20 protein-coding genes are annotated in these 25,585 nt (G+C 35.1%); 13 read left to right on the forward strand and 7 right to left on the reverse strand.

Annotated features, from left to right (window positions below; translation table 11 throughout):
* Window positions 1-143 precede the first annotated feature (143 nt).
* The 4 genes from OLM57_RS04285 to OLM57_RS04300 all read right to left on the reverse strand — a co-directional run bounded on the left by OLM57_RS04285 (window position 144) and on the right by OLM57_RS04300 (window position 7,360).
* Entirely contained in the window at window positions 144-3,884 is a 3,741-nt protein-coding gene (locus OLM57_RS04285) for a type IX secretion system membrane protein PorP/SprF (protein ID WP_264566007.1), read from the reverse strand.
* Between the two features lies 1 nt (window position 3,885).
* The gene (locus OLM57_RS04290; RefSeq protein ID WP_264566008.1) at window positions 3,886-5,400 is read right to left on the reverse strand and encodes a gliding motility-associated C-terminal domain-containing protein; all 1,515 of its coding nucleotides are present in this window, start codon (window positions 5,398-5,400) and stop codon (window positions 3,886-3,888) included.
* Between the two features lie 120 nt (window positions 5,401-5,520).
* Window positions 5,521-6,804, reverse strand: coding sequence for a hypothetical protein (locus OLM57_RS04295; protein WP_264566009.1), 1,284 nt, complete (start codon window positions 6,802-6,804; stop codon window positions 5,521-5,523).
* Between the two features lie 109 nt (window positions 6,805-6,913).
* The gene (locus OLM57_RS04300; protein ID WP_264566010.1) at window positions 6,914-7,360 is read right to left on the reverse strand and encodes a hypothetical protein; all 447 of its coding nucleotides are present in this window, start codon (window positions 7,358-7,360) and stop codon (window positions 6,914-6,916) included.
* 402 nt (window positions 7,361-7,762) lie between these two features.
* Here OLM57_RS04300 and OLM57_RS04305 point away from each other — a divergent pair, with 402 nt between their 5' ends.
* The 5 genes from OLM57_RS04305 (at window position 7,763) to OLM57_RS04325 (ending at window position 11,664) form a co-directional block, all read left to right on the forward strand.
* Window positions 7,763-8,911, forward strand: a complete 1,149-nt coding sequence (locus OLM57_RS04305) for an ATP-binding protein (protein ID WP_264566011.1) — start codon at window positions 7,763-7,765, stop codon at window positions 8,909-8,911.
* A 5-nt stretch (window positions 8,912-8,916) separates the two neighbouring features.
* Complete coding sequence (locus OLM57_RS04310; RefSeq protein WP_264566012.1) at window positions 8,917-9,300, forward strand: DoxX family protein; 384 nt, start codon at window positions 8,917-8,919, stop codon at window positions 9,298-9,300.
* 52 nt (window positions 9,301-9,352) lie between these two features.
* Entirely contained in the window at window positions 9,353-9,862 is a 510-nt protein-coding gene (locus tag OLM57_RS04315) for an acyl-CoA thioesterase (RefSeq protein WP_264566013.1), read from the forward strand.
* A gap of 198 nt (window positions 9,863-10,060) precedes the next feature.
* Window positions 10,061-11,101, forward strand: a complete 1,041-nt coding sequence (gene recA / locus OLM57_RS04320) for a recombinase RecA (RefSeq protein WP_319800270.1) — start codon at window positions 10,061-10,063, stop codon at window positions 11,099-11,101.
* A gap of 152 nt (window positions 11,102-11,253) precedes the next feature.
* Window positions 11,254-11,664 carry a hypothetical protein gene (locus tag OLM57_RS04325; RefSeq protein ID WP_264566014.1) on the forward strand — a complete coding sequence of 137 codons (411 nt, stop codon included), beginning with the start codon at window positions 11,254-11,256 and terminating at the stop codon, window positions 11,662-11,664.
* 61 nt (window positions 11,665-11,725) lie between these two features.
* On the opposite strand, the gene OLM57_RS04330 is transcribed toward OLM57_RS04325, so the two are convergent.
* Window positions 11,726-12,484 (reverse strand): lysophospholipid acyltransferase family protein, encoded by a 759-nt coding sequence (locus OLM57_RS04330; protein ID WP_264566015.1) that lies wholly within the window; start codon window positions 12,482-12,484, stop codon window positions 11,726-11,728.
* A 103-nt stretch (window positions 12,485-12,587) separates the two neighbouring features.
* Here OLM57_RS04330 and trpS point away from each other — a divergent pair, with 103 nt between their 5' ends.
* The gene (trpS, locus tag OLM57_RS04335; RefSeq protein ID WP_264566016.1) at window positions 12,588-13,562 is read left to right on the forward strand and encodes a tryptophan--tRNA ligase; all 975 of its coding nucleotides are present in this window, start codon (window positions 12,588-12,590) and stop codon (window positions 13,560-13,562) included.
* A 58-nt stretch (window positions 13,563-13,620) separates the two neighbouring features.
* On the forward strand, window positions 13,621-14,079 hold the full coding sequence (locus OLM57_RS04340; RefSeq protein WP_264566017.1) for a hypothetical protein: 459 nt from the start codon (window positions 13,621-13,623) through the stop codon (window positions 14,077-14,079).
* An 83-nt stretch (window positions 14,080-14,162) separates the two neighbouring features.
* Here OLM57_RS04340 and OLM57_RS04345 read toward each other — a convergent pair whose 3' ends face one another.
* Window positions 14,163-14,636, reverse strand: coding sequence for an Lrp/AsnC family transcriptional regulator (locus OLM57_RS04345; RefSeq protein WP_264566018.1), 474 nt, complete (start codon window positions 14,634-14,636; stop codon window positions 14,163-14,165).
* Window positions 14,637-14,825: 189 nt separating this feature from the next.
* Between OLM57_RS04345 and OLM57_RS04350 the strand changes: the two genes are divergently transcribed.
* From OLM57_RS04350 to OLM57_RS04365, 4 genes are all read left to right on the forward strand, one after another.
* Window positions 14,826-15,635 carry a DUF1338 domain-containing protein gene (locus OLM57_RS04350; protein WP_264566019.1) on the forward strand — a complete coding sequence of 270 codons (810 nt, stop codon included), beginning with the start codon at window positions 14,826-14,828 and terminating at the stop codon, window positions 15,633-15,635.
* A 325-nt stretch (window positions 15,636-15,960) separates the two neighbouring features.
* Window positions 15,961-17,856 (forward strand): phosphoglycerate dehydrogenase, encoded by a 1,896-nt coding sequence (gene serA, locus OLM57_RS04355; RefSeq protein WP_264566946.1) that lies wholly within the window; start codon window positions 15,961-15,963, stop codon window positions 17,854-17,856.
* 79 nt (window positions 17,857-17,935) lie between these two features.
* The gene (locus OLM57_RS04360; protein ID WP_264566020.1) at window positions 17,936-20,854 is read left to right on the forward strand and encodes an FAD-binding and (Fe-S)-binding domain-containing protein; all 2,919 of its coding nucleotides are present in this window, start codon (window positions 17,936-17,938) and stop codon (window positions 20,852-20,854) included.
* A 186-nt stretch (window positions 20,855-21,040) separates the two neighbouring features.
* Window positions 21,041-21,901, forward strand: coding sequence for a tetratricopeptide repeat protein (locus tag OLM57_RS04365; protein ID WP_264566021.1), 861 nt, complete (start codon window positions 21,041-21,043; stop codon window positions 21,899-21,901).
* Window positions 21,902-22,019: 118 nt separating this feature from the next.
* Here the strand turns inward: OLM57_RS04365 and dprA are convergent, their stop codons facing one another.
* Window positions 22,020-23,120, reverse strand: coding sequence for a DNA-processing protein DprA (dprA, locus tag OLM57_RS04370; protein WP_264566022.1), 1,101 nt, complete (start codon window positions 23,118-23,120; stop codon window positions 22,020-22,022).
* A gap of 246 nt (window positions 23,121-23,366) precedes the next feature.
* Between dprA and OLM57_RS04375 the strand changes: the two genes are divergently transcribed.
* On the forward strand, window positions 23,367-24,335 hold the full coding sequence (locus OLM57_RS04375) for an SPOR domain-containing protein (protein WP_264566023.1): 969 nt from the start codon (window positions 23,367-23,369) through the stop codon (window positions 24,333-24,335).
* 880 nt (window positions 24,336-25,215) lie between these two features.
* Complete coding sequence (locus OLM57_RS04380) at window positions 25,216-25,446, forward strand: hypothetical protein (protein WP_264566024.1); 231 nt, start codon at window positions 25,216-25,218, stop codon at window positions 25,444-25,446.
* Window positions 25,447-25,585: the final 139 nt, after the last annotated feature.

Genomic DNA, 25,585 nt, shown 5'->3' on the forward strand with positions numbered 1-25,585 from the left:
TTTATTGCCTTTAAAATTTTTAATTTTTTTCTAAATATAATCGACGAAAAGCATAAATAATCGTTTAAGGGTTTAAAAATAAACATTTTATAGGAATAACAAATACTATTCCAAAATATTTATTTAACAAAACATTTACAATTTTATTTTTCAATCTTAACAATTACCATTTTACCATTATACGGTTTAGTTCCTTTGGCCTCCAACGCTTGCGTAGCCTCTTCCAACATTTCAAACTTTTCTTGATAAATAAAATATTTACTTGAACTTGCATCATAGAAGAAATTCACCTCTTTTTGTCCAGCAGCAACAGTTTTGGTCACAAAGGCATCTCTTTTTTGTACGTCACTATGAACGGCCAATATCATATAATAACCACTTTCAACATTTTTATTATTTTTAATAATCTGCATATTAGTTTGATTATCTCCAAAATCAAAATCAGCAGCAGTAAGTGGTGTGGTACTTACTTTTGTTGTTTCTTTGATTCGTTTCAAAGTAGCCAAATCCTGATTGTAACGGTCTTGATCATTTAATGATGCGGCACGTTTAATTCTACGTTTTTTCTCAATTTCGGTTTCGACCTTAATTTGTTCCAATGTTGTAATCAAAGCTGCATTGGATTGCTCCGCTTTTATTTGTTCTGCTTTTAAAGCATCTATAGTTTTTAAATAATTTTGATTGATCAAATCATTTTTTGGTGCTTTTTTAAGTCTTTCATTATACAGTCTATTGAACTCCGCTAAAGATTCGTTTTGAGCTTTATTCACCTCTGCGATTTGTGCTCTAATTGATTCTAACTCACTATTTTCAGCAGCTGTACTTTTGAATTCAACAGTAGTTTTGACAATTCCTTTATCGCTCAAGTCATTTTCTTCTCTTAATTCTTTTAACGCTTTTTCTTTATTTGCGACAGAAACATCCAATCGGGATAATAATTGTTGTTGTTTCTTTTTAGAATCCTCAAGAATTTTTGTCAAATTATCCATAGATTTTCCAGTCTCATCTTTCGGCATTGCATCAGCTCTTGCTTTTGCAAGGGCTTCAATAGCTAATTTTGCAGCAGCAGCTTCTTCAATTTTATCTTGCTCCGCTTGAGCTGCAGCATCTGCTTTGGCTTTTGCATCGGCAGCCAGTTTTGCAGCAAGAGCAGCATCCGCTTTGGCTTTATTATCAGCAGCCAATTTCGCAGCAGCATCAGCATCGGCTTTCGCATCGGCAGCCAGTTTTGCAGCAAGAGCAGCATCCGCTTTGGCTTTATTATCAGCAGCCAATTTCGCAGCAGCATCAGCATCAGCTTTGGCTTTCGCATCGGCAGCCAGTTTTGCAGCAAGAGCAGCATCAGCTTTGGCTTTATTATCAGCAGCCAATTTCGCAGCAGCATCGGCATCCGCTTTGGCTTTTGCATCGGCAGCCAGTTTAGCAGCAAGAGCGGCATCAGCTTTGGCTTTATTATCAGCAGCCAATTTCGCAGCGGCATCAGCATCAGCTTTAGCTTTTGCATCGGCAGCTAGTTTTTCTGCTAGTGCAGCATCAGCTTTGGCTTTATTATCAGCAGCCAATTTCGCAGCAGCATCGGCATCCGTTTTGGCTTTTGCATCGGCAGCCAGTTTAGCAGCAAGAGCGGCATCAGCTTTGGCTTTATTATCAGCAGCCAATTTCGCAGCGGCATCAGCATCAGCTTTGGCTTTTGCATCGGCAGCTAGTTTTGCAGCAGCATCGGCATCCGCTTTGGCTTTATTATCAGCGGCCAATTTCGCAGCGGCATCAGCATCCGCTTTGGCTTTATTATCAGCAGCCAATTTCGTAGCAGCATCGGCATCCGCTTTGGCTTTCGCATCGGCAGCCAGTTTTGCAGCAAGAGCGGCATCAGCTTTGGCTTTATTATCGGCAACCAATTTCGCAGCAGCATCAGCATCCGCTTTGGCTTTTGCATCGGCAGCTAATTTTTCTGCTTGAGCGGCATCCGCTTTGGCTTTATTATCGGCGGCCAATTTCGCAGCGGCATCAGCATCAGCTTTGGCTTTTGCATCGGCAGCTAATTTTTCTGCCTGAGCGGCATCCGCTTTCACTTTATTATCCGCAGCCAATTTCGCAGCGGCATCAGCATCAGCTTTGGCTTTTGCATCGGCAGCTAATTTTTCTGCCTGAGCGGCATCGGCTTTGGCTTTATTATCGGCAACCAATTTCGCAACGGCATCAGCATCCGCTTTGGCTTTTGCATCGGCAGCTAATTTTTCTGCCTGAGCGGCATCGGCTTTGGCTTTATTATCGGCAGCCAATTTCGCAGCAGCGTCAGCTTTGGCATCAGCAGCAAGCTTTGCAGCGAGAGCGGCATCGGCTTTCGCTTTATTGTCAGCGGCCAATTTAGCTTGAGCAATTGCATCTGCTTTAGCCTTATTATCTGCAGCAAGTTTTGCAGCAGCATCTGCATCAGCTTTTACTTTAGAATCAACAGTTAGTTTTGCTTTGGCTTTTGCATCGGCTTTGGCCTGGGCATCAGCAGCCAATTTTGCTTCGGCAGCCAATTTTGCATTTGATTCAGCAAGTGCTTTTGCTTTTGCATCTGCTATAAGTTTAGCCGATGCATCTGCATCCGCTTTTGCTTTTGCATCTGCAGCAAGTTTAGTTTTATTAACAGGAGCGTCTGTTTTTTTAGCAGCAGCAACTAATGCAGCGGCAGCGGCAGCATCTGCTTTAGCTTTATTATTCGCAGCCAGTTTGGCTTTGTTTTGAGCAATAACAGCATCTGATTTAGCTTTTGCATCAGCAGCCAATTTAGCTCTCGCAGCAACAGCATCCGCTCTGGTTTGAGCAGCTGCAGCAAGTTTAGCTTTAGATTCAGCAGCTGCTTGAGCTTTTGCAGCACTTGCATCAGCGACAGTTTTGGTATCTGCTTTAGGTTTGGCAACTACTTTTGGTCGCGTATCTGCAGGAGGTATAATAGAACCTTCTTCTTCATCGTCACCATAATCATATTTGTTGTTTTTTAGCTTATATGCCAAAACAATTACATGGGAAGCCCCTAGATCTGAAATTGTACCCAATCCCATACCGTAAGAATATTCTAAGGCTATATTTTGGGTTATATTAAATCCTAATCCGGCTGATACACCCAATACAGAATTGTATCCAGCTTGTGCCCATATTCCTTTAGGAATAGTAAACATTGCTGATCCTGAAATTACTGTTTGATCTTTATTTAATTCCGTTTTTACAATTCCTGAGAATTTACTTTTGTCAAAAAAACCATAAGAATCAATAAATCCCGTATACATTACATGGGCTTCTATTCCTTGATTGGGATCATCTTTTAATAATCCTGAAGAAAAATTATAAGTAACCAAATTATTTAAACCAAGACCAAAATCTAAAAAAGCAGTACCATAATTGATACCAGGCGTAATGGCTATTTGTGTGTTGGATGGAAAATTTTGTAAAGATGGATCTGATGGATCTCCAGGATTTGAATTGTTTAGCCCGCTTCTATAAGCACTTAAATTAATTCCGAAAGTTAGATTACTGTCTTCCTGAAGCAGTAAATTGTGAGAAAAATTGGCGACCAAACCAAAAGTTGAAAAAGCCCCATAAGTTTGTTGAAAAACACCAAGTGCCACACCATCATTTTCTCTAAAACGCCCTGAATAACTCAATAAATAGGTTTTGGGAGCACCTTCAAAACCTGCCCATTGTGTTTTGTTAAACAACGTTATGTAAGCACTCTGTTGCCTAACAAAACTGAAAGTAGGATTGATGATAAATGAATTAAATTTTAAAGAGTTTCCTGGTGGGATAACATAAGACACAACACCATCTTCCTGCTGCGCATAGAAAGTTTGTATGATACAAAAGAAAAAGAAAACACTTAAATAAAATTTTTTCATACTATTTAACAAGAGTTATCGAGCCTTTTTTAGCAGACCCAGCAGAAGGAGTAATTATATAATAGTAAACAGGGTTGAAATTTTTAAAATCAATAGGCGCTTGCGGCCATCCACTATAGTTATCGTAATTTTCAGTTTGAAAAACATTTTCTCCGACTGAACTCAATATTAAAACATTAGCCTTGCCATTAGTATATTCATCAGGAATAATCCAAGTGTCATTGGTTCCGTCATTATTTGGAGAAATAATATTAGGAATTTTAGAAACATTGTAATCAACTTTATAAGAAACCTCAAAAGGAAATTCATTTACAATTTGACAACCCGAAGTTTGAGTAATAGTAACTTTGTATTTTCCTTGAGCAGTAATATCCAAAAAACTTTGTGTCTCTCCAGAAATAGGCACATCATTCAGAAACCATTGATAAGAAGGATTAACCGCCGTAGTAGTAGTAGTAACAGCCAATGCTTCACCATCTTGTATATAATTGATTTTATCAACATCAACACTAATCGTACTCGCAATTTGATCTGCTTTCAAATCGATTGTCCCAGTCGATTTACATCCACCAAAATCAACATCACAAGTGTAAATTCCAGGTAAATTGGTTTGATAGGTTTGGGCAATTTCCCCAGGCAGTACAGCACCATCTTTTTTCCAAACATACGAATTACCAGTACTTGCTGTCAAAGTTGTCATATTAGTAGTAGAACAAAAAGGGTTGCCCAAGCTAGAATTTATGTTCGCCACAGATCCCGACGCACCAGTTACCTTAACCGATTGAGAGTGTGTATTCACGTCAGTACAAGGTCCATAATTGATTTCAACATAATATTCGCCTATTTGATTAACCGATAAAGAACTACTAGTTTCATTTGGAATAATAGTCCCATCTTTATACCAATTGTATTTTAACTGTGGATATTGCAATGGAGATGAGTTAGGGACAGATGGAGTTGTGTTATCAATAGTGAGCGTGACACTTCCCCCATTACAAAAACTAACTGAACCGTTCTGATTATTAATATAAAATGGCCCAGAATAGGAAAGATAATAAATAGGGAATGATGATTGTAAATCACTAGCTTTAAATGGTTGGCTTATATAGCCAGTAGAACTTTGTACCTTTAATTGATAAATATCAGATCCTATAATATTTGAAGGCAGTTCAAATGTAAGTGTTTTATCGGTAGGAGTATCTGCTGGTGTATTTGGCGGAGAATTATTAGGTATAATCACTGGTTTAATAGGATTCGAAAAGCTACCTTTATCGTCAGACAATATTACAAAATAAGTAGTTGTTGCATCAAAACCACTAACTTTAAAAGAAACTTCATATCTATTATATCCTAACGGGTACTCAAAATTTGGTTTGTTAGCGCAAATTTCAGGATAACCTAATTTTTTAGGAGCAATAGTTTGAGCAACTAATGTCAGTGTTGAGGGCAGGACCAACAACATTAAAAATAACAAACAAGATTTTAAAAAAAAGAATGGGGTAGATTTATTTGTCATATTAAAATAGCATTTGGGGAAGCATTCAACAGAACTGTTTTTAATTAATAAAATGAAAGCCAAACCTTGTCTAAGGATTAACTTTCATTTTATAATAAAGTTCATAATATAACTTTAAATTTATTTGGAAGCGGTAAATTTAGAAAGAGACAATCTAAAATCCGGTCTTTTTGGGTTAGCAAAATCATTGAAAGTTTCTAAGTTGGTTGTTTTTGAATATAAATTAAAAAACACACTATTTCCATAATAACTTTCTAAGTCTTCATTATTTGTAGAACCTTCTGAAAATATGTTTCCATTACAGAAATTAAAATACATTTCTTCGATTCTAATCTTTTTAAGATTTTTATCGTTGATTTCTATCTTGCTTTCAAAGACAACAGCAGGACTATATCCTGAGATTACACTTTTTCTTAATACTAAAGAAGAATTCTCTGCTATATATACAGCCTCTTTAACCAAACCAGCTTTAATATCCTTATCGATGTCGTCACTATCATTAGCTAACGTAAGATTAGTAGCTGTAACAAAGGTTTGCTTTTTGGTAAAATCAACATCCGCTTTATTACTATAAGAAGAAATATCTAACGAACGAGAATCAGTACTATTCGAAGTATAAGAAGATCTAACAGCTAATGAATTATCAATTTTTGCTTGAGCTCCTAAAGTAAATTTAAAATCTATTCCGCCTGAACGATAACAAACAGCTTTGTTAATAATTGGTTCGCCTCCCAGCACTTCAAATGCATCAGCAGAAGCATAACTAACCATGATATTCTCTAATATGGTTTTGTTACCAATACCTCCCAATAATATTGCGTTGAAAGTTTCTGAACCTCTTACTTTTTTCCCAGCATATTCAACTCTAACGAATTTTAAAACACCTGAATTGCTTGCAGAATTAGATCCCCCATAAGTAGTAAGAGTAGGATCTAAGTCGTAATTTACGGAAGAATAACTCCCAAATTTATTAATAGGTGCATCACCAAGGATTACAATTCCTCCCCAATCACCTCCTTTTTTAATAGTTTTGCTTGAAGTAAACACAATAGGATCTGTTTCCAAACCTTGTGCCATAATTTGAGATCCTTTTGTAATAATTAAAGTACCTTTTGAATCAAAATCACCTAATATAACCGTTCCTGGCTCAATAGTAAGAACTGCATTATTGGTTACATAAACATTTCCCTGTAACACATATACATCTTTCTTGACAAGTGTAGTATTAGTCGAAATATTTCCTGCAAGTATAACTGTAGCATCGCCATAGTCCACTTTTGCTGGCTTAAATTCTGTCCAGTTATTTAACCAATTGCTTGATCCAAAAATTCCTTTTTCTTGTTGTGCATTAACTGAACACAAAGTAAAAAGAAAAACCCACATAAGTAAATTTATGTTTTTCATAGGTTTGGGGTATTAAAATTAAAATTATAAATCTCTGTAGGATAAGAGTGTAAACTCATTTAAGAGTTAAAGAACGGCTTAAGAACTATCTAATTCTTAAAAACAAATATTATTGATGATCAAACTCATTCAACGATTTTAAAGTTTGCTCGTAAAATATAATTGAATTCACTAACTGAGATTTATCAGAATAAGGAAGCATTTTTCTTTGGAAATCAACGGTGATTTCTAAGAATGCTTGTGTTGCTTCTGATTGTAAATCTAATGCTTTTCTGTTATTAACATCATCTGGAATACCCAAATCAGTCATTGTAACCCCTGGCTTTGTAGCCAATGCAACATAAGGCAATATTTTTACTAAAACTTTTATGCGTTCGATATATAATTCCAACAATTCGCCTTTTGACATTGCATTCAGCGTTTTATCGTCGTGATATGTACGAATAGCCGCATTTGTACTAATAATACTTTTTGGCATATTAGGTTTTGTTTGTGCCAAAGTTTTAGAACTTAATGCTAACATAAAAATACTGAAAAAAATAATTTTCCCTTTCATATCTTGGATTTATTTGATTAATAAAACAAAAATATACAAATTAATTGAATTTGCAAGTCCTTTAAAAAAAAATCAGAAGAAAATTTTATTTAAAAATACTTAAAACATTCATTCTGTCGAGTAAAATCAACACTTTGTCGATGTAATTGAATTATACAACTAAATGATAAATTAACATTAAACGAAAATAAAATGTAGCTCTATATGTGTTAATATATTTTTTTTTTTAACTACAATTCGATTAGGCGTTAATAGTATACAAAAGTTATTAACAATTTTATTTTTGAATTACAATATAAATTACGTTCAAACTTTTTTACTCTTTTACAAATCACAAAAACAGTACATTGCAAAATTACATTAGAAAATTTTTGCCTTTATCATTTTCTACTATCTTTGCTTATGCAATTTTCAGACATTCTAGGGCAGGATTATATAAAAAATCATTTAACAAAAAGCGCCGATTTAGGTCGGATTCCACACGCTCAATTGTTTATTGGCCCAGAGGGCTCGGGGACATTACCAATGGCCATAGCCTATGCTCAATATGTACTTTGCAACAATACGGATGGAGAAAACAACGGCACTAATGAGTCTTGTAATATTAAATTTCAGAAAATATCACACCCTGATTTGCATTTTGTATACCCAACCGTTACAACGGAAGAAGTAAAACAAAAACCAAAAAGCATCGATTTCATTGCCGATTGGAGAGAATTTATAATTGAAAAACCCTATGGCGGATTATTCGATTGGTACGCAAAATTAGGTGTTCAGAATAAACAAGGTGAAATACGCGTAGATGATGCCCAGGAAATTTTAAAATCCCTATCTTTAAAATCTTATGAAGGTGGCTATAAGATTATGATTGTATGGATGGCCGATAAATTGAATATCGCAGCATCCAACAAATTACTTAAACTTTTAGAAGAACCTCCTGAAAAAACCATATTCCTACTAATATCAGAAAACGAAGAAGATATCATTCAGACCATTCGTTCCCGTTGCCAAATTTTACATTTCAATGGACTGAGCGAAAAGATCATTTCAGATGCATTAATCAATAGAGAACAGGTTGACCCGAAAACAGCATTAAAAATAGCACATCAAGCACAAGGAAATTATTCCAAAGCAATTCATTTATTACAAGATAACGCTGATGACTTGCCATTTGATGAATGGTTTGTGACTTGGGTGAGAGCTGCATTTAAAGCCAAAGGCAATGCTGCAGCGATTCAGGATTTGATTCTTTGGAGTGAACAAATAGCGGTATTGGGAAGAGAAACTCAGAAAAAATTTCTTCAGTTTTGTATCGAAATGTTCCGACAGGCTTTATTGCTCAATTATGAGACTAAACCTTTAGTCTATATAGAGCCAAAAGTCGAAAAGTTTAAACTGGAAAATTTTGCGCCATTTGTAAACGGAAATAACATTAACGACATTTTCAACGAATTATCAGATGCGATGTATCATATTGAACGTAATGGAAATGCCAAAATAATTTTAACTGATTTATCCATCAAACTTACACGTTTAATACATAAAAAATAGCCCCTATGAACAACATTGCCTCAATCTTAATTTTAGTTTTTTTAGCCATTACTTTTTTGCAGTCTGCACAAGACAAAATATTTCATTGGAAAGACAATGTAGATTGGTTAAAAGAACATTTTCTCGAAACGCCCTTACGAAATCAAGTGCCATTGGCTTTACTTAATGTGCTGATATTGGAATTAATTTCTGGTGTTTTGTGCATTGTCGGAAGTATAGAAATTGCCTTAAACAGCGGAAGACTATACGGTTTGTACGGTGCAATATTTTCGTGCATAACCCTTATAATGCTATTGTTTGGTCAGCGCTTGGCCAAGGATTATGATGGTGCAAGAACTATCGTACTATATTTTATTCCTGCAGTAATGGCCGTTTATTGGTTGAATTAAACTTAAAAATTGTAATTAAATATAAAAAACAAACAATCCCCTTTTTTTAAATATGACACCAAAACACCCTTCAGAATCATTAACAATTTTAACCGATTTGGTTTTACCGAGCGAAACCAATCCTTTGAACAACTTGTTTGGTGGGGAATTATTGGCTCGAATGGATCGTGCTGCTAGTATTGCAGCAGGCAGACATTCCAGAAGAATTGGAGTAACTGCGTCTGTTAATCATGTCGCTTTTAATAAAGCAATTCCGCTGGGAAGTGTAGTCATTATTGAAGCCAAAGTGTCTCGAGCCTTTAAAAGTTCGATGGAAATCTATCTGGATGTTTGGGTAGAAGATCGTCAATCTGGCAATAGAACCAAAGCCAATGAGGCGATTTACACTTTTGTAGCAGTCGATGATACCGGAAGACCTGTTGAAGTACCTTTGCTGGTTCCTGAAACGGAGTTAGAAAAACAACGGTTTGATGCCGCTTTAAGAAGGAAACAACTAAGCTTAGTCTTGGCCGGAAAAATGAATCCTCATGACGCAACTGAATTGAAAGCTTTATTTGATTAAATCTAAATTTTGAGGAGAAAGCATCAAATAAGAACTGTTCTTTTGGCAAGCTGCTTTTTAAACTAGAATCATTTCTATAACAAATAGCGCAATTTGTTCAAAAAAAACAACTGTTGCAACTTCGAAAAAAAGAAGTATTTTTACGAAAATAAATTGAAATCCATCCAATATTTTAAGCTTAAATAATTGGAATAAAATATGAAAATAAAAGAAAAAGAGATGAAAGAAAAGACTGGTTCAGAGAAAGAAGCAAAATTAAAAGCGTTACAACTTACACTTGACAAATTAGACAAAACCTACGGAAAAGGAACTGTAATGAAAATGGGCGACAAAGCCATTGAGGAAGTTGAAACAATTTCGTCTGGGTCTTTGGGAATCGATTTGGCTTTGGGAGTTGGTGGTTATCCGAGAGGACGAATTATAGAAATCTACGGACCGGAATCGTCTGGTAAAACAACTTTGACACTGCATGCAATTGCCGAAGCCCAAAAAGCGGGTGGAATTGCAGCTTTTATAGATGCTGAACATGCTTTTGACAGAAACTATGCTGAAAAATTGGGTGTAGACATTGAAAATCTAATTATTTCACAACCGGATAATGGGGAGCAAGCATTGGAAATTGCCGAAAACCTGATTCGCTCAGGAGCTATTGATATTGTGGTTATTGACTCGGTTGCAGCCTTGACTCCAAAAAGTGAGATCGAAGGCGAAATGGGAGATTCAAAAATGGGTCTACACGCCCGTTTGATGTCACAAGCTTTAAGAAAATTAACAGGAACGATTAGCAAAACCAATTGTACCGTATTCTTTATCAATCAATTGAGAGAGAAAATTGGTGTAATGTTTGGAAATCCTGAAACAACGACTGGAGGAAATGCTTTGAAATTTTATGCTTCAGTACGTTTGGACATTCGTCGTTCAACTCAGATTAAAGACGGTGATAACGTACTTGGAAACAGAACCAAAGTTAAAGTGGTTAAAAACAAAGTAGCTCCACCATTCAAAGTAGCAGAATTTGATATTATGTATGGCGAAGGAATCTCTAAAACAGGTGAAATACTAGACCTTGCGGTAGAATTTGAAATTATCAAAAAAGCGGGTTCTTGGTTCAGTTATGGAGAAACCAAACTAGGACAAGGTCGTGATGCTGTAAAATCACTGATAAAAGACAATCCTGAATTGGCAGACGAACTAGAAGCAAAAATCAAAAATCACATCAAAGAATTAGCAAATGCTTAAATAATTCGAAACCGGCTGAAAATCAATTCAGTCGGTTTTTTTTTAGAATCAAATCTTTGTCTATTATCAATTACCAAAAAAAAGTCACGCAACCAATATGAGTTTTAATCATCTTTATTAAAATCAATATAATTTAATAAAAATTTAAAACCATGAAAAAATTAAGATTACAAACCGTAGCAATGATTCTTTTTGTTGCTGTTTCATTAACTGCTTGTTCTAAAGACGATGACCAACCACAACTGATTACAAAAACTTCTTTAGTTAGTGCAGTTACAGGACCAACTACAGGAGTTCCCAATCAAGAATTGAGTTTTACGGTTACTTATGCAGTAGAGAACAATTGTGGAACTTTTAATAAGTTTATCGAAATAACTACTGAAAAAACAAAACAAATTGAAGTACAATCTAAGTATGAAGGAACAAGTTGTGGCACAACACCCACAACTAAAACAACAACCTATAAAGTGACACCAGTTGCTGAAGGAACGTACACTTTAAAATTTAAAAAAACCGCAACAGAATTTGTTACTCAAACAATAGTTGTAAAAAAAGCATCATAAATAAATTAAAAAGAAGACTTTCAAAAATAGAAAGTCTCCTTTTTTTATATAAGAATTTAAATTATTTCATCTTATCTTTTTTCTCAAACTCGAGTAATTCATTATAAATTAAATCTCGAATTTCCTCTCGAATTTCTCTTCTATCTGTAACAGCAGTTCTACCAGCAGTTTCAACATAAGGAAGGATTTTAACACGCATTAAACCTGGACTTCCGCTATAAAATGTATACGATAATCTTTTTTTATTGTCTGGAAACACCAAAGGCACAATTGGCAATTCATGTTCTATGGCCAATCTAAAGGCCCCATCTTTGAAATTATCCAATAAAATAGATTCGTCATGTGGAACTCCTCCTTCTGGGAAAATACAAATGCTTAATCCGCGATCTATTCTCTTTTGAGCTTCATTAAACACTTCCATTCTGCTTTTTGAACTATTTCTATCTACCAAAATACTAGTACGTTTATAGAAAAAACCAAACAACGGAATTTTAGCCAAAGACATCTTGCCAACAAACACAAATGGATTATCAACGGCAGCAAGCATAAGCATTATGTCTGTCATTGAGGTATGATTGGCCACAAACATATAACTTTTGTTATGGTCTAATTTTTGAATTTTTTCTATTTTATAATAAAAACCCATACCAAAAAGTACACATTTGGCCCAAATACGAGACATTTTAAAAAAATAGGGATATCCACTTTCGGTTAATATTGAAGCTACCAAAAAAGGGAGCATAACAAGGATTGGAATCAGCATTACAACGTAAAACCAAACCCGCCAAATGGCCCATAAAATCTTTTTTATACTTTTCATAAAGTCAAAAGTAAGGAAACTTGCGGAAAATTTAGCAAAAGAATTAACTTTGCGATAAAATAGTATACCACAATACAATCATACGAGATTTAAATAACTAAAAATGGCAAAAATACTTACAGGTGTCCAAAGTACAGGAACTCCGCATTTGGGAAACCTATTGGGCGCAATTATACCCGCAATAGCATTATCAAATAAACCAGAAAACGAATCTTTCCTTTTTATAGCCGATTTGCACTCCATTACCCAAATAAAAGATGGTGAAACACTAAGAGCAAATACTTACAGTACAGCCGCGGCTTGGTTAGCTTGCGGATTGAATGTAGACAAAGTTGTTTTCTACCGTCAGTCCGATGTGGCACAAACCGCAGAGTTGTCTTGGTATTTGAGTTGCTTTTTTCCTTTTCAACGTTTGACCTTGGCGCACTCTTTCAAAGATAAAGCCGATCGATTGGAAGATGTTAATGCCGGTTTGTTTTCATATCCAATGCTTATGGCAGCCGATATTTTGTTATACGATGCTCAATTCGTCCCAGTTGGAAAAGATCAGTTACAGCATTTGGAAATTACACGTGATGTCGCGTCGCGTTTCAACCACCAAATGGGAGAAACTTTCGTGATTCCGGAAGCAAAAATCCAGGAAGACAACATGCTAATTCCTGGAACCAACGGCGGTAAAATGAGTAAATCTGCCAATAATTTTATCAATATATTCTTGGATGATAAAGCCTTGCGCAAACAAATCATGAGCATTGAAACCGACAGTACACCACTAGAAGATCCTAAAAATCCTGATACTTGTAACTGTTTTGCTTTGTATAAATTGTTGGCAGACGAAAGTCAAATCGGAGCGATGAGAGTCAATTATTTGGGAGGAAATTACGGTTACGGTCACGCCAAACAAGCCTTGTTTGAATTAATCGTTGAAAAATTCAAAACAGAAAGAGAAAAATACAACTATTACATTAACAATCTTCCAGAAGTAGATGCATTATTGAAAAAAGGTGCTGCAAAAGCCAGTACTGTTGCGACTGGTGTTTTGAATAGAGTAAGAGAGAAATTGGGATTTGAGGTTTAAAGAACAACTCGAAGTCAAATAACAGTCAAACTATAACTACCAAAACCGAAAGCCAAAAATGGAGTCAGAAAGAATTAAGAGTATAACCATAAATATCAGCTTACTACTGTTCTTTATTTCATTAACTCAAAATGCAATAAAAATAGACTACCATGGAGAATGCTCCATATCTTCCTTGAGTTATCTTCTAACAGGAAGTACCGCTTTTGCTGGTGGGGGATTATTGGAGGAGATTATTTGGCTTGCAAATCCTTTATGTTTATATGCAATAATTATGTTGCAAAGAAATGATCGAAAAGCAATTATATTTAGCTGTATAGCTTCGGTCTTGGCAATTAGTTTTTCATTTTGGACTGAAATACTTGGGTCTGAAAGTGGTTCATTAGCAAAAATTTTATCTTTAGAATTGGGTTATTTTCTCTGGTTACTGAGTATTATTACATTAACAATCGGTACATTTCTCTTTTTTATAGTAGAAAAAAAGGAGCTTATTGAGGAGGAAAATAGTATTGTTTAGTTCCAAAAATTAAGGAAAACGCGAATTGCCCTAAGTTTCACGAATCAATCCGTAAAACTTAGAGCAATTGCTATTTATAGAGGCTACTGTATCGGCAAATTTTTCTCAAAAGCCGATCCAAAAGAAATAAAAGAATCCGTTCCCCCCACTCCTTCAATAATATGTATTTGCTCGTAGATTATTTTGCGTAGCTCTTCGTTATTTGCCGCTACAATTTTTATAAACAAAGCATATTTACCCGAAACCCAGTGGCATTCCACAATCTCGGGAATCAGTTTTAATTGCTCGGCTATTGAATAGGCAAAACGGGCTTCTTTGGTGGTGATTCCGGTATAGGTAATGGTTTCAAAACCATTGGCTTTCGCATTCAATTTTACAGAAAACCCTGCAATCACTCCCGATTCCTGCAATTTTTTTACCCGTAAATGTACCAACGAATTAGAGACTTTTAATTCTTTGGCCAATTCAGAATAGGGAATTCTTCCGTTCTCACTCAGCTTTCTGATGATTTCTTGGTCTAAATAATCAGTATTTTCGTTGTTTTTGGTGTTTAACATCACTTAACTATTTGGTTGGAAACTATAACATTGACAATTCTAAAGCAAAAACAATGCTTACTACTGTCAAAATTACACAAATATCAATCAAATATGTCTATTTATAAATAATCGAACCATAATTATGTTAGTTCAACAGATTTCTATCTAGTTTTGCGTCATTATTACAACTTAAAAATACTGACAGAAATGGATAAAAATCAACTGCTTTCGAAACTATGGGAACAATATGCTGAAATAACCCCATCTGCAAAAAAAATACACACTTTATTAGAGCAAAAAGGCGAAAAAATTCAAAATGACCACATTGCGATTAGAACATTTAATGACAAAAGAGTCAACATCTCTGTGTTAGAAAAAATTTTCGTAAACGTTGGATATGAAGCCCGTGGAGAATATGTTTTTGAATCTAAAAAATTGTTTGCAAAACACTACGAACATACTACAGACACAGATGCACCGCGAATTTTTATCTCTGAGTTAGAGCTAGAAAAATGTTCAGAATCTCTACAAAATACAGTAAAAAAATTACTGGATGATTGTGACCCTAATGAATTTAATCATCCCGAATTAGCTTTAAACAGCACTTTTTGGAAATCAGATTCACAAGCCATATACAAATCACTTTTGGAGGAATCAGAATATGCAGCTTGGATGTATATCTATGGTTTTCGTGCCAATCATTTTACAATTAGTGTAAATGGGCTTAAACATTTTCAAAAACTGGAAGAACTAAACGATTTCTTGGAAGAAAACGGGTGGAAACTGAATGCTTCGGGCGGAAAAATAAAAGGAACTCCTGAAAAATTATTAGAACAATCCAGCACCTTAGCCGATTTATGCACCATCAACTTTGAAGAAGGTTCATTTGAAATTCCATCTTGCTATTATGAGTTTGCATTACGTTATGCTATGCCTGATGGAAATTTGTATCAAGGTTTTGTGGCTTCATCAGCCGATAAAATTTTTGAAAGTACAGATGTAAAATTACAAAATTAGAGACTAAAAAAAATCCAATAACTTGTCAAATTCTCTGTTTCGTATAGCGAATAGTGACGAGTTATTGCTTTTTTTAAGAAATATCGTTCTCCTTTTACGGAAATCAATTTATTAAAGCGTTTTTAAAATAAATAAAACAAAATTTAAAATTGATTTTAGCAGTTAAAATTTAAAATTACCCAACCAAAAAGAGAATTTATAACAATAATCTCAATTCTCGTTAAACTGTTTAGTATTATACCAATAAATTTTCAGAAAACCAATAGAGGGGCTATCTTTGAAAAAAATTGACAAATAACTTCTATTTGTGAAAAACAGTAAAAAGATGACAGAAAATCAGGAAACATTTATATTCGATTTTGACAGTACTTTTATGAAAGTCGAAGCACTAGATGTATTATGCGAAGTAATTTACCAAGATAGTGCCGCAGGCGTTCAAATATTAAGCGAAATTCAGCGATTAACCGACCTTGGAATGGAAGGTAAATTGTCCTTAAAAGAATCTTTGACTCAAAGAATTCAATTATTACAGGCCAATAGAGATCACATAGGTGCCGTAATTGAAGAATTAAAAAAGAAAGTGACTGCATCGGTGATCAGAAATAGAACATTCTTCAAACAACACGCTGAAAACATTTATATCATTTCAAACGGTTTTAAGGAAATCATCATCCCAATCGTTCAAGAATACGGAATCAAACCAGAACACGTTTTGGCCAATACGTTCAAATTTGACCACGAAGGAAACATCATTGGTTTTGACGAGAAAGACGAATTATGTGAAAATCAAGGAAAAGTTAAAAAAATCAAATCATTAAACCTTCAAGGAGAAGCCATAATGATTGGTGATGGTTATACCGATTACGAAACCCTTGAAGGTGGAGCGGTATCCAAATTTTTTGCTTTTACCGAAAATGTGAGCCGAAAAATTGTGGTAGAAAAAGCCAGTCAAATAGCACCGTCATTGGATGAAATTCTTTATGAACTATCCTATAAAGCTTCGGTTTCTTATCCAAAAAACAGAATTAACGTTTTGTTGTTGGAAAATGTTCATGAAGACGCTGTAAAAATCTTCGAACACGAAGGTTATAATGTAGAAACCATCAAAGGGTCATTGTCCGAAGATGAATTGATTGAAAAAATAAAAGGCGTTTCTATATTGGGTATCCGTTCTAAAACTCATGTTACCGCCAAAGTTTTGGAACATGCCAAAAAACTGCATGCGATTGGAACATTCTGTATAGGAACCAATCAAGTAGATTTGAATGCTTGCAGTATGAAAGGAATTTCAGTTTTCAATGCGCCATACAGTAATACCCGTTCGGTAGTAGAATTGGCTTTGGGTCAAATCATAATGTTAGTTCGTAACACTTTCGAAAAAAGCAAAATGATGCATGCTGGTGTTTGGGATAAATCGGCCACAAACAGTGTTGAAATACGCGGAAAAAAATTAGGGTTGGTTGGATACGGAAGTATTGGATCACAACTTTCTATTATAGCCGAAGCATTGGGTATGAAAGTCTATTTCTATGATGCGGTTGATAGACTGGCTCTAGGAAATGCAAAAAAATGTTCTTCATTGAAGGAATTATTGGCACTTTCGGATGTGGTTTCTTTACATGTTGACGGACGCGCCAGCAATAAAAACTTAATTGATGCCGATGCTTTTGAATACATGAAGCCAGGAGTTATCTTTTTGAATCTTTCAAGAGGACATGTTGTAGATATTGATGCATTGGTAGCCAACTTGAAAAGCGGAAAAATTCGTGGTGCTGCAGTGGATGTTTTCCCTGAAGAACCAAGCAGTAATGACGACCCTTTCGTATCTGAATTACAAGGAATGCCAAATGTAATATTGACTCCGCATATTGGAGGAAGCACAGAAGAAGCGCAAGAAGATATTGGGCATTATGTGGCCAACAAAATAATTAATTACATCAATACAGGTACTACTTACGGAAGTGTAAACCTTCCTGAAATTCAACTTCCTGAACTTCAAAGTGCGCACCGTATCATGCATATTCATGAAAATGTAAAAGGTATTTTGGCGCAAATCAACAATATTCTTTTGGAATATGACAACAATATTTTGGGACAATATCTTAAAACCAACGAAACTTTGGGTTATGTAATTACCGACATCGATAATTTTCATAACAAAGATTTGGAGAAAAAACTGAAAAAGATTCCGAATACCATTCGATATAGAATTCTGTACTAAATAATTTTAGATTTCAGCTTATAGTTTCAAATTAACCGAAATCTATAAGCTGAAATTTTTTAAATCTAAAATCACCAAAATGAACCTTGAAAGTCTTGAAAAGCAATTAGATGGAAAATTACTGTACGACCATACCATGCGTACGCTTTATGCCTCTGATGCTAGTGCTTACAAAGAAATGCCGTTGGCAGTTGCCATTCCAAAAACGAAGGAAGATATTCAAAAAATCATTGCCTTTGCTAGAGAAAATAAAAGCAGTGTCATTCCTCGTGCGGCAGGAACATCTCTTGCTGGACAGGTTGTTGGAAATGGAATCGTGGTTGATATTTCACAGGAATTTACCAAAATCCTTTCAGTTGATCCGGTTGAAAAATCGTGTTGGGTTGAACCTGGAGTGATTCGTGATGAACTGAATATCCATTTAAGACCCTTTAAATTATTCTTTGGACCAGAAACCTCAACCAGTAATCGCTGTATGATTGGCGGAATGGTAGGAAATAATGCCTGTGGTGCGAGATCCGTAATTTATGGCTCCACCCGTGAGCATTTGCTTGAAATTAAAGGTTTCTTGGCCGATGGAAATGAAGTTACTTTTGGTGCTCTTACCCATGCGGAATTTGAAGACAAATGCAATGGACTAAATGTAGTAAGCCCTTTGGAACAAAACATTTATGTCCAAACCAAAGAATTATTATCATCACCAGCCAACAGAGCTTTATTTGACGAAAATTATCCTAAAAAATCAATTCCTAGAAGAAATACAGGATATGCATTGGATTTATTGGCCGACAGTCAACCTTTTGGCGATCCGATCGAAAAATTTAATTTCTGTAAATTAATCGCCGGTTCCGAAGGGACATTGTTCTTTTCAACCGCGATTAAACTGAATTTGGTTGATGCACTAAAACCTTTCGCTGGTTTGGTCTGCGTACACCACAATAGCATCAACGAATCGTTGAAAGCCAATCTAGAAGCCTTGAAATTCAACCCGGACAGCGTTGAATTGATCGATCATTATATCCTGGAATGTACCAAAGAAAATATTGAGCAAAGCAAAAATAGATTCTTTGTGGAAGGCGATCCACAAGCGATTTTGGTTGTTGAATTTTTAAGGGACTCGAAAGAAGAAATTATTCAGGCAGCCCAAGAAATGGAAGAGCTGATGCGTTCCAAAAACCTTGGTTATCACTTCCCGATTGTTTGGGGCGAAGACACCAATAAAGTTTGGAATCTTAGAAAAGCGGGATTGGGATTATTGTCTAATATTCCGGGCGATGCCAAAGCAGTTGCCGTTATTGAAGATACTGCGGTTGACGTCAATGATTTACCTGATTTTATCGAAGATTTCAATATCATTTTAAAAGAACGTAATCTAAGTTGTGTGCATTATGCGCATGCGGCGACAGGAGAATTGCATCTTCGACCAATTATTGATCTAAAAACCAAAGAAGGAGCAGCACTTTTTAGAACTATCGCCACCGACATTGCTCATTTGGTTAAAAAATACAAAGGTTCACTTAGTGGTGAACATGGCGATGGAAGACTTCGCGGTGAATTTATTCCGCTGATGCTGGGGGAAGAAATATACCAATTGTTTATTCAAGTGAAAAACACTTGGGATCCGTGGGGCATTTTTAATCCGGGCAAAATCGTGAATACACCACCAATGGATACCAGCTTGAGATATACACCGGGTCAGGATACTCCAATGCCCGAAACCTATTTTGATTTCTCCGAACATAACGGTATTGTTCGTGCAGCCGAAATGTGCAACGGATCCGGAGACTGCAGAAAAACCGAGAAAAGTGGTGGTACTATGTGCCCAAGTTATATGGCAACCCGTGATGAAAAACACACGACTCGCGCCAGAGCCAACATTCTTAGAGAAACTATCAACAACTCTACCAAAGAAAACAAATTTGACGATGAAGGGTTACTCGAAGTAATGGATTTGTGTTTGAGTTGTAAAGGATGTAAATCCGAATGTCCGTCAAATGTTGATATGGCAAAACTAAAAGCCGAAACCTTACAACAATACCATGATAAAAACGGAGTGAAATTCCGTTCCAAATTAATCGGTAACACCCCAAAAATCAATCAATTGTTTGCTTCGGTGCCTTGGTTGTATAATTTTGGTTCCAAAGGAATTCTGGGAAACCTAATGAAACGTTCGACCGGTTTTGCCACCGAAAGATCATTGCCGTTAATGCACAAAACCACTTTTGCCAAATGGTTCAAAAGCTTTAGACAAACCGGAAATTTAATACAAGGAAAAGTATATCTGTACAATGATGAATTCCTGAATTTCTATGATGTCGAAATAGGTCAAGCTGCAGTAAAGCTATTTAATCGTTTGGGGTATGAAGTTGCGGTTCCTGAAATTGGCATCAGCGGAAGAACCTATCTTTCGAAAGGAATGCTGAAAGAAGCCAGAGAAATTGCCGAAAAAAATATACAGGCTTTCGCCAAAGAAATGCCGGAAAACACAATTTTGGTTGGAATTGAACCATCTGCTATATTATCATTCCGCGATGAATATCCTGATTTGTGCCGTGGTGATTTTAAAACAAAAGCAAAATCGATTTCAAACAGAGCAATGCTTATTGAAGAATTTTTAGCCAAAGAATTAGACGAAGGCCGCATCACATCAGATTCTTTTACAGAAAACACCGAAAGAGTCCGTATGCACGGCCACTGTTTTCAAAAAGCGTTATCATCATTGGTACCACTTAAGAAAATCTTGATGCTTCCAAAAAATTATACCGTCCTCAATATCCCAAGTGGTTGTTGCGGTATGGCGGGATCTTTTGGATATGAAAAAGAGCATTATGACATTTCTATGAAAATCGGAGAATTGGTTTTATTCCCAGCCATCCGTGCCGAAGAGGAAGCGACGCTAATATCTGCCTCTGGAACCAGCTGCAGACACCAAATTAGCGACGGAACAAGCCGAAAATCATTTCACCCTGTTGAGATTCTTTTTAAGGCTTTAAAATAGGGATTTTTGATGTTGATTAACGAATTAAGATTGCAGATGTTTTTTATAGACATCTGCAATTTTTGATTACGGTTCTTTCAAAATAAATTTTAGCTACAAATCATTTATATTTACAAAATAACTAAAGTCCTTTAAGACGAAAGTCTACAATGCCTATTTTCTTAATTCAGATCTAAAAATTACATCATGAAGAACCTTCTTTTCACCTTCTTTTTACTGATTAGCATTACAGCATCTGCGCAGTTAACGTTTGACAAAAGAATACTTGATTGTGAAAATAAATGGGTTGTATTTCCGGAGGAATATGGTGGATTACATAAGTATGGTTTCATTTACGTGGATTCGCGAGCAGTTCTTATATTTGAGTATCGAGGCAATTTAAAAATTGATTCTACAGGAAAGATTAAAGCATATCCAAACGAAGAGAACGCTGAGATAAAAGTCCCCTTATATCCAAGTAAAACCCTTATTGCTGTAATACCTGAAGCAAATCTCGAGCAATTAAAAATAAGCAAAGATCCCGGTTCGCTAAGCTTAAATAAATTGAAAGAAGGCTCAATTGAACAATTGTATAGCTGGGGTTCTATTTATAATGCTTGGGGAGAATATCAAAAAGGAATGGAGTTATTAGAAAAAGCATCTAAAATCAATAGCGAATATGAAGGATTATCTGTCCAATTAGCCTACTCGTATAATCGCTTGCAACAATATAAAAAAGCTATTGAATTACTAAAAAAAGCGCTAGTTGTAAATCCTACAGATGCCTTCATTAATAAAGAATATATTTATGCATTGGTAAATACTCAACAATTAGATGCAGCTATCGCTAGCTACACAAATTCTTTGGAAGTTTGTCCCGATAAAACATATGTTGCCGAAAATGCGTTTTACATTTTACAAGGCTATTTTTACAAGATTGATAAAAAGAACTTTGATAAGTGGTTAACCCAAACAGAAAATGTGATGTCTTCCAATGAACAAATAAAAAAAATAGTAGAACAAATGAAAATTGAAATGAAAAATGAAATGAAAAAAAACAAACAATAAAATAAATATAAATAAAAAAAAGACACCTAGAATACAACGGGAGATTGCGAAAAATATATAGCAGTAGAATTGAGGAATAGGACTGGATTCCTGCAACTATTCCAAATACCTAATAGCGTTAAATCGCCTCAAACATTTTCCCCGGCAAAGGTCGTATCACTCCTTTTAATTCCATATTCAACAATAAACCCGATATTCTGTAAATGGGAAAATCACAATGCAGGGCGATGATGTCCATCAACTCTTTTCCTGTTTTCAAAAGATAGTCGTACACTTTTTGCTCGTCATCATCAAGCGTGACAAACAGTTGTTTTTGAATGGGTTTGGTTTCTTTCTCGATATCCCAATTTAAAATATAAATCAAATCGGCAGCGCTGGTCAGCAGATTTGCTTTTTGGGTTTTAATCAAATTATTGCAACCCTGACTGTATTTGTCGGTAGTGCGCCCAGGAACGGCAAAAACATCCCGGTTGTAATCATTGGCCATATTGGCGGTGATGAGCGAACCGCCTCTATCGGCAGATTCGATGACAATCGTCGCTTCACTCATTCCGGCCACAATGCGGTTTCGTCGAACAAAATTCTCCTTATCAGGATTCGAAGAACTCCAAAATTCGGTCAAAAAACCTCCATTTTGTTCCATTTTGGTGACGTATTTTTTATGTGGTTTTGGGTAAATTTGATTCAGACCATGTGCTACAACTCCAATGGTTTGTAAGTCATGATCCATTGCCAGTTGGTGCGCCACGATATCCACACCATAAGCAAAACCACTGACAATAATGGGATCCAAAGGAGCTAGATCTTCAATTAATTTTCTGCAGAATTCGGTTCCATACGACGTGATTTGGCGCGTACCGACAATACTTATTATTTTTCGGTTTTTCAAATTGACATTTCCGGATGAAAAAAGTAAAACTGGGCCGTCAATGCAGTGCTTCAATCGATCTGGATACTTTTCGTCTTGAAAATAAAGCACATCGATCTCGTTGTTTTTTATGAAATAAAGCTCTTGTTTGGCTTTATCGAAAATAGTTTTGTCTTTAAAGTTTTTCAACAAAACAGTCCCTACCCCATCAATAGCGGACAGTTGCGAAGGTTTGGCATTCAAAACATTTTCGGCAGTTCCAAAATGAGTGAGCAACTTTTTGGCCATTATATCACCTACCCCTTCAACGCGGAGCAAAGCCATTATATAAAATAAATTTTCTTCTGACATATCTTACAATTATACTACATATTTTTGAATCAAAAAAAATTTCAGAGTCTAAATATTAATAAACAAACAAAAAGATATTTAAAAAAAAGAGGCTTTTAAGAAAAAAAACAAAAGCAAAACAGATTTATAGCACTTGATTTACGAATGCTAAAACAGTAATGCGCTGATGCTTAAAAGTATGTAAATTGTTAATAAAAATTGTGAATAAAATTTTGATAACTATTTTGGTTGTATAACTTTGTTACTATGAAAATCGAACTTTACATCGCGCAGCTTTTATACCGTTATCAATGTGTAACCGTTCCGGGTTTTGGAGCTTTCCTAACCGAAATCCAATCCGCTCAATTGATTGAAAACTCGCATTCTTTTTTTCCGCCAAAAAAGACGATTTCTTTTAATTCCCACCTTAAGAACAATGACGGATTATTGGCCAATCACATTGCCCAAGCCGAAAAAACTTCTTATGATTATGCCGTAAGTGCCATAGAATATGAGGTGTTGAGCTGGAAAAAAGCATTACAGGAAAACAAAACTTTTTCGATAAAAAGCATTGGAGTTCTGGGTTTGAATTCGGATAACAATATCATTTTTACGCCAAACGAACAAACCAATTATTTGGCACAATCTTTTGGATTAACTTCTTTTGTGTCGCCAATTGTAAAAAGGGAAATTGCATTTCAAAAAATTGAAACTGCAACAGAAAAAGCGGTAGTCGATCAAGAAAAACCAATTTTTAATTTTATCCCAGAAACCAGAAAAAGAAGCCCTTATCTTAAGTATGCCGCTGTCCTTGTTGTAGGACTGGCTGTCACTGGATCTATAGGTTACCCTTTATACCAAAATCAAATTGCTTCTGAAACTATTTTGGTTGAAACAGCCGTGCAAAAACAAGTGCAAAATAAAATTCAGGAAGCCACTTTCTTTATTCAAACGCCAATACCGGCTGTAACACTTTCTTTAAAATCGAATGAAGAAGAGGTAAAATACCCGTATCACATTATGGCTGATGCCTTTAGAAGTGAGGCCAATGCCAAAAAAAGATACAATCAATTAATTGCCAAAGGGTATAAAGCCAGAATATTGGCAATAAACAAAAACGGTCTGTATCCGGTTTTGTATGGCAGTTTTTCTACTTTTTCGGAAGCAGAAAAAGCAAAAAACGAAATAATAGAAAATGACAATCCCGATGCTTGGATTTTGATACAATCATTATAGAAAATTCTAAATTTCCGAATAAAAAAATCACGAATAGAACTGAATCAAATCGGTTTATTCGTGATTTTTTATTTTCTGGCAGTACAAATCCGTTTTGAGACTGAAATCTGGGTTCGTTTTAAGATGTTTTAAGCCCTTTTTGATTTAAAAACCCATTTGCCTTACCCAATAAAAAAACTGTCGTAGAAATCAACTATTCAAAAACTTACCAAATGCCATACTAAATGCATACAATCATGCAATAGTTTCGCTATCTGTTACTATTGCCAATTCCATAAACTTTCCTTTTATTCAGCGAATGAATAAAGTAGATTCATCAATAAATCTGGTTTCTGTTTTTCTCATAATCACTCAATAATAAACCAATTCCCAAGTGAAATCAAGACCAACAGGACGTTAATGCCTTAAATTAATACTAAAATTAACCCGTTGGGTGAAATTCAGATAAAATAAAAATTTAACCACATAGAATCATAGATTAATGCTGAATAGGCAAAGAATAAATAGAAATAGCACTATTTCACACATAGAATAGCTATGTGAATAGTAAAACGTCTATTTCTTTCTTTTAAAAAATATAAATTCTATGTTTCTATGTGGTAAAAAATAATTTCACCCAACGGGATAAAATTAGTACTTGGTATAATTATTATCCTTTTAAAAACCAGAATGTAATTCTGAAATAAGATCCGTTCTATTAATCACGAATACAATCTTAAAAAAATATTTGCTTAGCCCTTCTATCTTTTGTGTTTTAATCGGATTATCAGGCTTTTGAGCAGATTTATTTTTTATAAAAAAACGATTCACGTAATTTTATGTGACCCAAATTTTTGATGTTTAAAAATACAATTGAGTAATTAACTTAAAACAATCAAAAATGAAAAACAATCCAATTACAATCAAAGAATCTTTGTATCTCGTCTACGCTTATGTAAGCATCTTTACGTTTGTATTAATGGGAGCAAGCAAAATCACTAAAAATCTGGAAAGAGTTTTAGATTTCAATCCAATTGTGTCACTCATAATTGTTTTAAACATGGTGGTATTTATATCCTTGTATTATTACAAAAAAAGACATGACAGCCATATAAATCATCACAACTTTTAAAATTATAATAATACATTACGTATTAAAAAATAATTGCAAAATAAATGATTTTAAAATCAAAAAAAGAGGCTGAATCAGCATTCAGCCTCTTTTTTTTCGGAAAATTAACCCAAAACATTGTTGTATTCATCAAGATTAC

It is taken from the genome of Flavobacterium sp. N3904 (assembly GCF_025947305.1).
Taxonomy (GTDB): Bacteria; Bacteroidota; Bacteroidia; order Flavobacteriales; family Flavobacteriaceae; genus Flavobacterium.